The 13370-nt window shown below is 70.3% G+C and carries 12 protein-coding genes; 8 read left to right on the forward strand and 4 right to left on the reverse strand.

The genetic code is table 11. The annotated features are described in order from the left end of the window. Positions 1 to 67: 67 nt before the first annotated feature. From DB354_RS13695 to cobC, 7 genes are read left to right on the forward strand one after another with little or no spacing between them, the layout of a single operon-like run. Complete coding sequence (locus tag DB354_RS13695) at positions 68 to 1525, forward strand: cobyric acid synthase (protein ID WP_107836199.1); 1458 nt, start codon at positions 68 to 70, stop codon at positions 1523 to 1525. Between the two features lie 17 nt (positions 1526 to 1542). Continuing rightward, on the forward strand, positions 1543 to 2565 hold the full coding sequence (locus DB354_RS13700; protein ID WP_107836200.1) for an aminotransferase class I/II-fold pyridoxal phosphate-dependent enzyme: 1023 nt from the start codon (positions 1543 to 1545) through the stop codon (positions 2563 to 2565). Continuing rightward, complete coding sequence (cbiB, locus tag DB354_RS13705; RefSeq protein ID WP_107836201.1) at positions 2550 to 3491, forward strand: adenosylcobinamide-phosphate synthase CbiB; 942 nt, start codon at positions 2550 to 2552, stop codon at positions 3489 to 3491. The genes DB354_RS13700 and cbiB overlap by 16 nt, the downstream gene beginning before the upstream one ends. Then, positions 3479 to 3994 carry a bifunctional adenosylcobinamide kinase/adenosylcobinamide-phosphate guanylyltransferase gene (locus DB354_RS13710; RefSeq protein WP_107836202.1) on the forward strand — a complete coding sequence of 172 codons (516 nt, stop codon included), beginning with the start codon at positions 3479 to 3481 and terminating at the stop codon, positions 3992 to 3994. The genes cbiB and DB354_RS13710 overlap by 13 nt, the downstream gene beginning before the upstream one ends. Continuing rightward, positions 3991 to 5043, forward strand: coding sequence for a nicotinate-nucleotide--dimethylbenzimidazole phosphoribosyltransferase (cobT, locus tag DB354_RS13715; RefSeq protein ID WP_107836203.1), 1053 nt, complete (start codon positions 3991 to 3993; stop codon positions 5041 to 5043). Before DB354_RS13710 ends, cobT begins: the two co-directional genes overlap by 4 nt. Continuing rightward, positions 5040 to 5798, forward strand: coding sequence for an adenosylcobinamide-GDP ribazoletransferase (locus DB354_RS13720; RefSeq protein ID WP_107836204.1), 759 nt, complete (start codon positions 5040 to 5042; stop codon positions 5796 to 5798). The genes cobT and DB354_RS13720 overlap by 4 nt, the downstream gene beginning before the upstream one ends. 56 nt (positions 5799 to 5854) lie before the next feature. Next, the gene (gene cobC / locus DB354_RS13725; protein WP_158277534.1) at positions 5855 to 6388 is read left to right on the forward strand and encodes an alpha-ribazole phosphatase family protein; all 534 of its coding nucleotides are present in this window, start codon (positions 5855 to 5857) and stop codon (positions 6386 to 6388) included. 321 nt (positions 6389 to 6709) lie between these two features. Here the strand turns inward: cobC and DB354_RS13730 are convergent, their stop codons facing one another. The 4 genes from DB354_RS13730 to DB354_RS13745 form a co-directional block, all read right to left on the reverse strand. After that, positions 6710 to 8659, reverse strand: a complete 1950-nt coding sequence (locus DB354_RS13730) for a M48 family metallopeptidase (protein WP_158277535.1) — start codon at positions 8657 to 8659, stop codon at positions 6710 to 6712. A 16-nt stretch (positions 8660 to 8675) separates the two neighbouring features. Further along, on the reverse strand, positions 8676 to 9284 hold the full coding sequence (locus DB354_RS13735; protein ID WP_107836207.1) for a hypothetical protein: 609 nt from the start codon (positions 9282 to 9284) through the stop codon (positions 8676 to 8678). Positions 9285 to 9319: 35 nt separating this feature from the next. Then, positions 9320 to 9652, reverse strand: coding sequence for a DUF4870 domain-containing protein (locus DB354_RS13740; protein WP_233256642.1), 333 nt, complete (start codon positions 9650 to 9652; stop codon positions 9320 to 9322). A gap of 191 nt (positions 9653 to 9843) precedes the next feature. Further along, positions 9844 to 10446: a LemA family protein gene (locus DB354_RS13745; RefSeq protein ID WP_107836563.1), complete on the reverse strand. Its 603-nt coding sequence runs from the start codon at positions 10444 to 10446 to the stop codon at positions 9844 to 9846. A gap of 125 nt (positions 10447 to 10571) precedes the next feature. Between DB354_RS13745 and DB354_RS22365 the strand changes: the two genes are divergently transcribed. Continuing rightward, the gene (locus tag DB354_RS22365) at positions 10572 to 13316 is read left to right on the forward strand and encodes a hypothetical protein (protein ID WP_158277536.1); all 2745 of its coding nucleotides are present in this window, start codon (positions 10572 to 10574) and stop codon (positions 13314 to 13316) included. The last annotated feature ends 54 nt before the right edge of the window (positions 13317 to 13370 follow it).

A 13370-nucleotide genomic window follows, 5' to 3' on the forward strand; every position in this document is an offset into this window, starting at 1 on the left:
GAACGATGAGCACGCCCACCCAGCCGAATCACTCTCGCCCGCGCGGCGATGTCTGCGGAGGTCGCCCATGAAGGCACTCTCGGTCCTCGGCACCTCTTCGAGTGCGGGCAAGAGCTGGATGGCGACTGCGCTCTGCGCGTGGTTGCGCCGCCAGGGCGTGCGCGTGGCGCCGTGCAAGACCCAGAACATGTCGAACAACGCCTGGGTGACGCTGGAAGGCGGCGAGATCGGGCGGGCCCAGGCGGTGCAGGCGGAGGCGTGTGGGCTGCGGCCGACGGCGGAGATGAACCCAATTCTCCTGAAGCCGACGGGGCCGCATGGCTCTCAACTTGTGCTGTGCGGCCAGGCGCGCGGTCACCTCGAGGCGCAGGCGTATTACCGCGAGATCGACCGACTTTGGCGGGTGGTGGCGGGCGTGCTGGATGGCTGGCGCGACCGTTGCGACGTGCTCGTGCTGGAGGGCGCCGGCAGTCCGGTGGAGCTCAATCTGATGTCCCGCGACCTCGCGAACCTGCGTCCGGTCCGGCACCTCGACGGTCGCTGGGTGCTGGTGGGCGACATCGATCGCGGCGGCATCTACGCGCAATTGGCGGGCACCTGGGCGCTCATGCCGCAGGAAGATCGCGCGCGGGGGCTCGGTGCAATCATCAACCGGTTCCGCGGCGACATCGCGCTGTTCCCCGATCCGCAAGCGTGGCTGACGCCGCACGCCCCGGGCTTCAACGTCCTCGGCACCGTGCCGCTGCGGCCGGACCTGCAGCCGGAGGAGGAGGATGGCCTCAAACCCGGCGATGAAGTGCGCGGGACAGGTGCGCCGATCGCGTGGCTGCGGTTTCCGCACGCGGCGAACCTCTCGGATTGCCAGCCCTGGTGGGACGACACCGGAGTGAGCACCCGCTGGGTGGCGAACGTCGGTGAACTCGCCGCGGCGCGGGCGATCGTGCTGCCTGGGACGAAGAACACGGTGGCGGATCTCAACTGGCTGCATGCGACCGGACTCGGTGCCGCGATCGTCGCGGCGGCGGAGCGGGGCGTGCCGGTGATCGGGATTTGCGGCGGTTACCAGATACTTGGACGCCGCGTGAGCGATCCGCAGGGCGTGGCGGGCGATGCGGGTGACGTGCCCGGACTCGGGCTCCTGCCGACCACGACGACTTTTGAGTCCCAGAAGATCGTGCGCCAGGTCACGGCGACCTGTGGCGGCGAGAGCTGGATGGCGTACGAGATCCACATGGGCCGGACGCAGATCGATGCAGGCGCGATGCCGTTGCAGGAGGTGTGCGATGCGGACGGGAGCGTGCGGCCGGAAGGCGTGCGTTGCGGCAAAGTCTGGGGCACGTATCTCCACGGCTGGTTCGAGGCGGCGGCGGTGCGCCGTCGCGTGGCGGAGCTGGCCGGCATCACGTCCTATGCGGCGCATCCCGTGCCATGGGCCCAGCGGCGGCTGGCGATTTACGACGCGATGGCGGAGCACATTGAGCGGCATCTGAACCTGGAGCCGGTGCGCCGGTATCTCGGGCTGTAGCCCGGACGACGATCCCCATGCTGCACGGCCACGGAGACGATGCCTACCGCTACGGCGTGCCGGTGCGGGCGAATTTCAGCTCCAACGTGCCGCCCGATGCGGAACTCGCCGGGTTGCGCAAGCACCTGGAGACCGTATTCGAGCGCGTGCGGGCGTATCCGGAAGTCGCGGCGGAAAGCCTGGCGGGGCAACTTGCGGGGCAGCACGGCGTGGCGCCGGCGCAGGTGGTCGTGACCGCGGGCGCGACGGCGGCGATCTATCTCATCGCCCAGGCGTATCGCGGCGCGGACTCGGCGGTGATCGGGCCGACGTTCTCCGAGTACGCCGATGCGGCGCGGATGCACGGGCACGACGTGCGGCAGGTCGGACACGCCGAGCTGCAGACGGGGAATTTTGGCGCGGCGGAACTCGTGTGGGTCTGCAATCCCAACAACCCGACCGGCGAAGTGCTGGCGCGCGAGGCGCTCCTCGAGATCGTGGTGCGGAGCCCCGGCGTCACCTTCGTGCTCGACCTTGCGTATGCGGCGGACTGCGAGGAGTCACCGGTCGAGGCGAGTGATCTGGCGGCGCATCCCAACCTTATCCTCGTGCATTCGCTGACGAAACGCTTCGGCGTGCCGGGGCTGCGGCTTGGCTACATCGTGGCGGCGGACCCAGTGGCGCGCCGGCTCGCGGCCCTTTTGCCCCCGTGGTCGGTGGGCGTGCTGGCGCAGGAGGCCGGGGCGTATCTGTTGCGGCAGCGGGGGCCGGACGCGGCGGACCGCGACGCGCGACTGGTGGAGGCGCGACGCCTCGCGCGGGCGCTGGCGGCGATCCCTCACGTCCGCGTGCGTCCCTCGGCGACCTCCTTCTTCCTGCTGGAGCTCGGCCGCGGCCGCGCGGCGGAGTTGAAGTCGTATCTGTTGCGCCACCACGGGCTGCTGGTGCGGGACGCGTCGAATTTTCCGGGTCTGGATGAACGGCACGTGCGCGTGTGTGCGCAGACACTTGAGCAGAACCGCTGGCTGGAGGAAGGAGTCGCCGCATGGATGCGCTCGTGAGCGCCGTCGTGCCGTTGGCCGCCGGCTACCTGCTCGACCTCCTGCTGGGCGACCCGGCGTGGCTGCCGCATCCGATCGTGGGCTTTGGCCGCGCGATCGCGGCGGGCGAGCGGACGTTGAACCGCGGCGGGAGCGCCTGGCGTTTCACGGCCGGGGCGGTGCTGGCGGCCGGGCTGATTGTGGCGACCTACGCTGCGGCGCGGGCGCTCGAGGCGGCGGCGGCGCGATGGCATCCGGCGGCAGGGTTGGCGGTTGCGACGGTGGGCGTGTTTTACGCGCTGGCCAACCGGACGCTCATCGCGGAAGGCCGGGCCGTGTTTGCGGCGTTGGAGCGCGGGGTGGATGCGGGGCGACGGCAGCTGGCCCGTATCGTCGGCCGCGATACGGCGCGGCTGAGCCCGGCGGAGATCCGCGTGGCGGTCTGCGAGACCATGGCGGAGAACCTGAGCGACGGCGTGGTGGCACCGCTCTGCTGGTACGCGGTGGGCGGGATGCCGGCGATGCTGGCGTACAAGATGGTGAACACGCTGGACTCGATGATCGGGCACCACGACTCGCGCTACGAGTGGTTCGGCAAGGCGGCGGCGCGGATCGACGACGTCGCGAACTTTGGGCCGGCGCGATTGACCGCGCTGCTGTTGGTGGCGGTGGCGCGGAGCGGCCGCGGTTGGCATTTTGTGCGGCGGTTCGGCCGGGCGCACGAGAGTCCGAACTCGGGCTATCCGGAGGCGGCGCTGGCCGGAATCTTGGACGTGCGCTTCGGCGGGCCGCACACCTACGACGGGGAACGGATCGAGCATCCCTGGATCGGCGAGAATCCGCGCGACCTCGGTGCGGGCGAGATCGGTTGCGTGGCGCGGCTCAACCATGCGGTGTGTCTGGTGGCCGTGGCGCTGGCGGGAGGGGCGCGCGCATGGGCCGGCTGATCTATCTCACCGGCCCGGTGCGCAGCGGAAAGAGCCGTCGCGCCGTGGAACTCGCGACGGGGTGGGGGCCCGACGTCGTCTTCGTGGCCACATGGCGTCCGGACCCGGCGGACGACGAGATGGCGGAGCGCGTGCACCGGCACCGGGCGGAGCGGCCGAACTGGCGGACGCTGGAGGCGCCGGTCGATGTGGCCGCGGCGCTGGCGGCTCTGCACCCGCCGCCGAGCGGGGTGGTGCTCGACTGCCTCACGTTGTGGCTCGGCGACCGCTTTGGGCAGCGCGACGAGCAGGTGCTCACGAGCTGGGAGGAACAGTTGGTGCGATTCCGCGCGAGTCCGTGGCCGGTGGTGATTGTTGGAAACGAAATCGGCTGGAGTCCGGTGCCGGAGCAGCTGGCGTTGCGGCGGTTTCGCGACCTGGCGGGGTCGCTCGCGCAGCGCACGGCCGCGGCGGCGGATGAAGCGTGGCTGATGGTCGCCGGCTGCGGCGTGCGCCTGAAATGAACTTTATGTCCTGGAATCTCCCTGAGGTCCGTCCGTTGTCCCGAGAGCTCGAGCCCGCGCTGCGGCGCGCGATCGACCAGAAGACGAAGCCGATCGGCTCGTTGGGACGGTTGGAGCCGCTGGCGCTGCAGATCGGGTTGATTCAGCAGACCTTGAAGCCGGAGTTCCGGGCGCCGACGGAGCTGATCTTCGCGGGCGACCACGGGTTCGCGGCGGACGGCGTGAGTCCGTTTCCGCCGGAGGTGACGCCGCAGATGGTGGCGAACTTCCTGGCGGGCGGCGCGGCGATTAGCGTGTTTTCGCGGCAGCATGGGCTGACGCTGAAGGTGGTGGACGCGGGCGTCGCGACGGAGCTGCCGGCGCATCCCGACCTGATCGCGATGAAAGTGCGGGCCGGAACGCGGAACGCGCGGCGGGAGCGGGCGCTGACGGCGGGTGAGGTGCTGCAGTGCCTTGGGCGCGGCGGCGAGGTGATCGCCCGGTGCGCGGAACGCGGGACAAACGTGGTGCTGCTGGGCGAGATGGGCATCGGCAACACCTCGGCGGCGGCGTTGCTGCACAGCGCGCTGCTCGGGCTGCCGCTGGCGGACTGCGTGGGGCGGGGCGCGGGCCACGACGACGCGGGCCTCGCGCGGAAGCTGACGATCCTCCAGGAGGTGCGGAAGCGGCACGCGGATGCGACGACGCCGTTGGATGCGCTGGCGGCGTTTGGCGGATGCGAGATTGCGATGCTGGCTGGCGCAATCCTGGCGGCGGCCGCCCGCCGGATGCTGATCGTGGTGGATGGCTACATCGTGACCTCGGCGGTGCTGGTGGCGGCGAGCCTGCAGCCCGCCGTGCGGGACTATTGCGTGTTTGCCCACGCGTCGGCCGAGCCGGGTCATGGCCGCGCGTTGCGCGAGCTGGGGGCGGAGCCGCTGATCGACCTCGGGCTGCGGTTGGGCGAAGGCTCGGGCGCGGCGTTGGCATGGCCGCTGGTGGTGTCGGCCGCGGCGTTCCTGCGGGAAATGGCGACGTTTGAGTCGGCCGGGGTTACGAACCGCGCATGAACGCCCTGGTGCGCGAACTGCGGGCCCTGCGGGGCGCGCTGACCTTTTTCACCCGCCTGCCTGCGCCGGGGGCGGGGGCGGTGGACGGCGAGGATCTGAAGGCCTCGCCGCGATATTTCGCGCTCGTCGGGGCGGTGGTGGGAGCGGTAGGCGCGCTCGTGTGGTGGCTGGCGGCGCGGGTGCTGCCGGGTGATGTCGCGGTGCTGTTGTCGATGGCGGCGACGGTGCTGGTGACGGGGGCGTTTCATGAGGACGCGTTTGCGGACGTGTGCGACGGCTTCGGGGGTGGGTACGACCGCGAGCGCGTGCTCGTGATCATGAAGGACTCGCGGGTGGGGGCGTTCGGCGTGGTGGGCATCGGGCTGATGCTCGGGCTGAAGGCGGTGACGCTGATGCATGTGCCCGCGGCGCTGATGGTGGGCGTGCTCGTGGCGGCGCACGCGGTGAGCCGGGCGGCGGCGATGTCGCTGATGCTGACGCTGCCGTACGTGCGGGCGGACGACACCTCGAAGTCGCGGCCGGTGGCGAATCCGCCGACGGCGGCGTCGGTCGTGGTGGCGGGCTTGTGCGGGCTGGCTCCCTTCGCGCTGTTGCCGGCACGGATGGCATGGGCGCTCTTGCCGGTGGTGCTGGCGCGGGTGACCCTGGGGCGCTGGTTTGCGCGGCGGATCGGTGGTTATACGGGCGACTGCCTGGGCGCGACGCAGCAGGTGGCAGAAGTCATGGTGTACCTCACGGTGGTGGCCCTGGCATGAGCGGCGTGACGCACAAAAGTGGCGCGGACCGCGTGAGCCGCGCGGGTGGCAGAAGCGTGACACTGATCCGGCACACCCGCGTGGCCGGGCTGGCGGGGCTGTGTTACGGGCGGACGGATGTCGGCGTCGCGGAGACGTTCGCCGAGGAAGTGGCGGCGGTGCGTGCGGCCCTGGCGGGAGTCGACGGCGCGGAGGGCGGGCGACGGTTGGTCTTCACCAGCCCGAGCCAGCGGTGTCGGCGACTGGCGGCGGAGTTGGGCGCGGTGGACGTGCGGGTGGACGCGCGGCTGATGGAGTTGGATTTCGGGGCATGGGAGAACCGGGCGTGGGCGGACGTGCCTCGAACGGAGATCGACGCATGGGCGCGGGACTACGTGCGCGGAGCGCCGCCCGGAGGGGAGAGCTTTGCGGCGCTGGCGGAACGGGTGGCGGCGTTTCGCGCGGCGCTGCCCGAGGAGGAGAACGTCGTGGTCGTGACCCACGCCGGCGTGATCCGCGCCTGGCTTTGCGGGGAAGAAGGCCGGCCGCTGGAGCGGGCGTTCGAGCGGGACGTGATGTTTGGCGAGGTGGTCCGGCTCGGCTGCCGCTGAGCGCGGCAGCCGGAAAGGGGTGAACGTAGAAGGCTGAACGCTGAAAGCTGAAGAAGCCGACCGGCGGATACTGTGGCGGAGTCTGGACCTCAGTCCCGCGCTACCTGGAAACGAAGTGGAATCACTGAAGGGGGGCGGCGTGGCGGCGATTGCGGCCGAGCCTGAGTATCTGGACATTATTCCGACACGACGGGCGAGTATCTGGACATTATTCGATAAGTGGCCGAACAAGATCCGGATATAATTGTTGCCCTCGTTCCCTGGGATCGTGGGAGAACGACAACCAGTACGACTACGCCGGGGTAACTCGACGCGAGATGGCTACGCCAGGGGCGGCATCGGGACGCTGAAGGCGGCGGCGATGGCGCGGAGAAGCTCGAACTCGCAGATCCGGACCTGGCCGTCGGCTTGGACGACGTGGGCGGCGGCGGCGAGGGTGCGCTGTTTGATGGGCAGGCTGGCGCCGGCGAGCTTGTCGAGGGCGGCGTCGAACTCGCGGAGCGTGGCGGCGTCGGCCGGGAGAAACGCGAGGCTCGCCTGGATGAGCTTGAGCTGGGCGGCGCCGACGGCGAACGCCTGGGCGGCGGCGGCCGGGTCCTGGGTCGAGGCGCGGGCGAGGACGGAGAGGACGACGGCGATCTCGCGGGTGACGGCGTTGAACGAGTAGATCTGGGTGACGGCGTCGGCGGGCTTGCGGCCGAGGGCGAGGGTCTGGGTGAGCAGCCGCTGCATGGCGTACTCGAAGGCGGTGACCTCGTGATCGGCGTGGACGAGTTCGTCGAGCGTGCCGAGGAACGTGTCGAGATCGGGCGCGGGCGTCTGCCGGAGGGCCGGCAGCGCGATCTGCAGGAGCGGAAGCCGGTGGGCGTCCTCGACCTGGCGGAGCGCGGGGTCGAGTTCCTCGAGGAGCCGGCGGGCGTCGGGGCCGGCGCGCTGGTCGATGACGGCCAGCTGGGTGGTGCGGATGGCGGGTTGATCGCTGAGCAGGAGCCCGTAGAGGAGGACGCGTGCCTCGGCGGGGGAGTGGGCGGCGGAGCGGAGGCGTTCCGGGGTGCGTTCGAGCAGGTCGCGCGCACCGGACAGGTGTTCGGGGGAAAGGGTGCCGATGGCACCGACGGCCGCGAGGGTGTTGGCGGGGGTAAGCGGCGGCGGGACGGCGCTGCGGGCCGCGGGGGCGAGCCCGGCGGTGACAAAGGACTCGCGGCCGACGTCGACCACCTTGGGTGGTTCGAAGAACTTGCCGTCGAACGACGCGTCGATGGCCCGGATACGCTCATCGAGGGGCGGGTGGGTGGCCCAGAGCCCGCCGAAGTTGGAGCGGAACGCCTGGGCGAAGAAGAAGTGGCCGATGGCGGCGCTGCCGTTGGCCTGGACGCTGGACCCGAGGGCGTAGCCGCCGATCTTCTTCAGGGCGCCGGTGATGCCGGCGGGGTTGCGGGTGAACTGGACGGCGGAGGCGTCGGCGAGGAATTCGCGCTGGCGGGAGACGGCGGCTTGGATGAGCCGGCCGAAGAAATAGCCCACATAGCCGATGATCAGGAGGGCGAGCCCCAGGGCGAGGACGACGGCGGCGCCGTTGTTGTTCTTGCCGCGGGATGGCCGGTTGCCGCGCATCGACCAGAGGACGCCCCGGCCGATGACGCCGAGGACGAGGATGCCGAAAATGATGGCGGCAATGCGGAGGTTGAGCCGCATGTCGCCGTTGAGAATGTGGCTGAACTCGTGGCCGACCACCCCCTGCAGTTCGTCACGGTTGAGCTTCTCGAGGGTGCCGCGGGTGACGGCGACCACGGCGTCGGAGGTGGTGAGGCCGGCGGCGAACGCGTTGATGGCCGGCTCCTCGTCGAGGATGTAGACGGCGGGAACGGGCACGCCCGAGGCGATGGCCATTTCCTCGACGACGTTGAGGAGCCGCCGCTCGTTGAGGTCGGTGGTGGCGGAATCGATCCGGCGGCCGCCGACGCTCTCGGCGACGGCGCGGCCGCCGGCGGAGAACTGGGACCACTTGAAGAGCGACCCGAGCCCGACGACGGCGAGCGTGGCAAGGGAGACGCCGACGAAAAGCTGGGGCTGCCAGAACGAGGCCTGGCGGCTGAAGCTGACCTCGTAACCGCGGGTCGAATACGTGTGCGGGTGGCCGATGGTCTGGCCGAGAATGAACCACGTCGCGACGTACATCGCGGCGATGGTGCCGAGGACGGCGAGGATGAAGAGCAGCACGAGCCGGGAGGAGCGCTTCCGGGCGCGGGCCTGGGCCTCGAAGAAATCCATGGCAGAAACGGAAGGACTAGCGGGCGGGGGCGGGCCGCGCGTCGGCGCCGCGGGAGAGATCGGAGATGATGGCGGTGGCGAGCGCGGGCACGACGTTGCCGGCGTACCCATCGATGAGGGCGAGGTTCTGCCAGTACTTGCGGCCGGCGTCGGTGGCGCTGAACGCGAGGGAGGCGGCGCGGTCCGCTGGGGGAAGGGCGTCGTAGAACGCGTTGCGACGGCCGTCGATGTCCGCGGGGGCGAGCGTGCCGGCGGCAATGTCGCGTTCGAGGGCGCGCATGTGCTGGTATTCGCGCCGGCCGATGGCGGTCGCGAGGTAGCCGTTGATCGCCTCCAGTTCCTCCCGGGTGAACCGCGTGGCGATGAAGGTGGCGAGGTGCGTTTCGAAGTCGGAGACGAGCAACCGGTCGCCGATGACGGAAATGAGGGAGTTCTCGCCGGCGGTGGGGTTGTTACCGCGCATGAACGCAAGGTAAGCGGCGCGCTCCCGCGGGAAGCGCTGGTCGAGCTCCAGATGCCGGTAGAGCTGGCGGGCCTCCACGGGTGGCGCGTCGGGCTGCGGGGCGGCCGCCGGGGCGGCGGCCGCAACGTGAAGGCACAGGAGCAGGGGGACGAGCCAACGCATGAGAAAAGGGCGCCGCCGCGGGCGGCGGCGCAGCGTCATTTCACCAGCCGGATCGTGAGCGGATATCGGTAGCACCCGCCATCGGACGCCTTGACCGCCGCGATGATGGCGAGGACGAGGCCGCCGAGGTAGATCGCGACGAGGAGGGGAATGCCGATGACGACGAAGACGAGGAGGCCCGCAACGATCGAGTAGAGGAGGAGCGAGATGTGGAAGTTGAGCGCCTCCTTGGCGTTCTCGGCGATGTACGGGGAGTCATCCTTCATCGCGAGATACACGATGAGCGGGAGGAGAATGGGCACGCCGAAAAAGGCGGAGACGTGGCTGAGGATGGCCCAGACCTTGTCGTGGCCGCTGGGGCGGGACACGGGGATGGGTGGGGGCAGCGGCGTGGAGGCGGCGGGCGGCGGGACCGGGGCGGGATTTGGCTGCGGGGCAGAGTCCATGATACGGGGCGGGAGTTGGCGGATGAAACGGGCGTGGCGGGGCCGGGGAGGGCCGGCCGGGCCGCGCCGCGCAGGGTGTCACTTGAGTCTGAATACAGAGCGCGGCGGGGCGCTCAGGAAAAGCTGACCTTGGGGGCGTTGCGCTCGCTGGGATCCTCGATCTTGAAGAGCTCGGCGGCGGTGAAACCGAACATGCCGGCGAAGACGACGGTCGGGAAGGTTTCGCGCGCCGTGTTGTAGGTCATGACGCTGTCGTTGTAGGCCTGGCGGGCGAACGCGATCTTGTTCTCGGTCGAGGTGAGCTCTTCGGTGAGCTGGGCCATGTTCTGGTTGGCCTTCAGGTCGGGGTACTGCTCGGAGACGACCATGAGGCGCGAGAGGGCGCCGGCGAGGCCGGACTCGGCGGTGACGAGGCTCTTCATCGCGTTGGCGTCGGCCGGATTGGCGGCGGCCGACTGCGACGCGGCATAGGCGATGTTGCGGGCCTTGATGACGTTCTCGAGCGTCTCGCGCTCGTGTTTCAGGTAGCCCTTGGCGACCTCGACCAGGTTGGGGATGAGGTCGTAGCGGCGCTTGAGCTGGACGTCGATCTGGGCGAAGGCGTTTTTGAACCGGTTGCGCAGGCCGACGAGGCGGTTGTAGATGCCGGCGATCCAGAGGCCGATCACCAGCGCGAGGGCGAGAAGGACGCCGAGGACGATGAGGGAGGCAGTCATCATGGTGTGGTGGTTTTGCGAAACGAAATTGCGATGGAGTCTGCGGGCTGACGGATGATGCGCGAGTTCGAAGCACTTACAACGCGATTGATTGTTTCCAGCGCCGTGGGCATGGTGGCGCGGTGGTGACTGGTTACCGAAAATACGTGGGCTGGATGGCGGTCCTGGTGGTGGCGGGTGCGGGGCTGGCGGGCGGGGCGGAAGCGCCGCGGCCAGCGGTGCGCGCGAGTGTCAGCGCGACCCCGTTGAACGCGCCCGTGCCGCTGGCGGGGCCGGGGGCGACCGCGGCCGTTTCGGCCGGAAATGCCATGGCGTCGCTGGCGGCGGCGCAGCGGGCGCAGGAGCTCGGGTTGGCGTCGATCGCGGTGGCCCTTTACGAGCAACTGGTGGCGCTGCCCGGGGCGGATCGGGCGGCGTTGAGCCTGCCGCTGGCGTCGGCGCTGCTGGACGCGGGGCGGGCGGCGGAGGCGGAGCGGGTGTTGCAGGCGGCGCCGGGGGGGCGTGGACCGGAGTGGCGGCTGCGGCTGGGGCTCGCGGCGGCGCAACAGCGGAATTTCGGGCTGGCGGCGGAGCAGGTGAACCAGATCAACGTCGACCAGCTGACGCGGCCGGACCGGGCGTGGTTCTGGTTCCTGCAGGCAGTGCTGGCGGACACGGCGACGCCGCCGGATAGCACGCGGGCGAACGAAGGGTACAACCGGGCGCAGGCCGAGGCGCCGACGGACCTGGCGCGGGCGACATTCCTGGCGGCGGGCCTGCGGGTGAAGCTGCAGTTGCGCAGCTACACGGCGGCCGAGGTGCAGCAGGCGCGCGACAATTACGAGCGGCTGGCACGCAGCGGGCTGCAGCAGGCGTATTCGTTTGGCGAGACGTACGCGGTGATGCGGACGGCGGCGGGCGAGCGCAACGAGGCGGTGCGGTTCCTGCAGGAGCTGTTGATGCGGATCCCGGCGACGGAGCGGACGCACAACGACGAAGTACGGCGGCTGCTCGGGCTGATCGGCGACCGCGCGCGGGGTGGGGCGGGCCGGAACGCGCTGAACCAGTTGCTGGCCACCGGGAGCACGCCGGATTACCAGCGACAGGCGCTACAGTTGCTGGCGCATGATTCGACGCGGGAGCCGGAGCGCGGATTGTTCCGGCAGGAGGTCGACGCGCTGCTGCGGGCGAAGCCGAAGTCGGCGGTGTACGACAGCCTCCTGCTGATGCGTGCGAACCTCGCGCTGGAAGACAACGACTATGCCGTCGCCGAGGGCCGGGCGAACGAGTTGAAGGACAGCTACCCCGGGTCGAGCCTGCGGCCCCATGCGTTCGTGGTTCTGGCAACCTCGGCGTGGGAGCAGCGCCGGTACCGGCTGGCGGCGGACAATGCGCGGCTGGCCCGCGAGGCCCTGGCGGAGAGTCCGGCGGCGCGGTCGCCGCGCGAGGCGCCGGTGGTGACGCAACAGGTGGCGCAATTGCGCGTGCTCGAGGCGGAGGCGCGGTTTCGGGCCGGCGATTTCCGGCTGGCCGGCGACACGTATGCGGCGGCGGTGCAAAATCCACCGGCGGGGATCGCCGTGGGCGAGCTGATGTTCCAGCGCGTGCTGGCGGCGATCAAGGCGGACCAGGATGACCCGAAGGCGGACCTGGCGCGGATTGTGGACGAGTTGGTCGCGGATCCGCGTTTTGACGCGCAGAACCGCTGGGAGGCGGAGTGGAGCCTGGCCCGCGGCCTGAAGATGCAGCGGCGGACGGAAGAGGCGCTGGCGCGGGTCACGGCGTTGCTGGACTCCCCGCAGGCGAACGCCGCGGAGCTGACGCCGGAGCTGCGGGCGCGCATGACGTGGCTGCAGTCGCGCCTGGCGTTCGAGGCGAACCGGCCTGAGCTGACGCTGCAGCTGGGGGCGAAGCTCGCGGCGGCGACGGCGGGGCTGCCGCCGGCGCTGCGCACCGAAATGGCGAGCACGGCCGCGCTGTTGAAGGCCGAGGCGGAGTTCCGGCTCGACCGCCGTGACGACGCGCTGAAGACGCTCGCGCAGCTGCGCGCCGATTTCCCGGAATCGGACGCGGCGATCTATTCGTATCTGGTGGCGGCGGCGTATTACGCGGACCGCGACAAGATCCAGGAGGCGCAGACCGTGTTGCGGGACCTGATCGAGAACCCGCGGTATGCGCAAAGTGATTACGTGCCGTACGCGCTGTTCCAGCAGGCAATTCTCTTTGAGCGGCTCGGCCAGCCGAAGGATCTGCGCGAGGCGAACGACCGGATCGAGGCGCTCGTGAAGCGGGACAGCCCGCCGGCGCCGGCGGAGCTGGTGTTCGCGGCGCGGCTGAAGCAGGGCGACCTCCTGCGCACGCTGAATGAGTTTCCGCAGGCGCAGCTCGCCTACGAGGATCTGGTCAACAACCCGAAGTACGTGCAACGGCCCGACGTGATGGTGGCCAAGCTGCGCCTTGCCGAGTGTCACAACGCCCAGTCCTCAACGGACCCCTCGGGTTCGCATGCGGACCTGGCGCAATCGATGTTCGAGGAGCTGCTATACCGCGTCGCCGCGCCGGCGGAGGTGCGGATCGAGGCCGGCTACAACCTCGGCAAGCTGCTCGAGCGGCGCGGGCAGTTCGACCGGGCGCGGGACGTGTGGTGGCGGGACGTGATCAAGCCCTTCCTGGTGGATGCCGAGCCCGGGGCGGCGATGCGGGCGACGCAGCCTTATTGGCTGGCGCGCACGCTGCTCGACTTGGGCGCCCTGCTGGAGCAGCGCGAGCTGACGGACGAGGCGCGGCGCGTGTACGTGTTGTTGCGCGACAGCCGGCTCGGCTACGCGGAGAGCATCGCGCGCGAGCAGTTGCAGCGGCTGGGCGTGCCGGCGGCGCCGGCGCAACCTTGAGTTTCCCGGGCGCCTTCGGACTTCCCGCGGCGCGCCCCAATCGCTATCCCCTCC

Origin of the sequence: Opitutus sp. ER46 (assembly GCF_003054705.1) — a bacterium.
Classification (GTDB): Bacteria; Verrucomicrobiota; Verrucomicrobiia; order Opitutales; family Opitutaceae; genus ER46.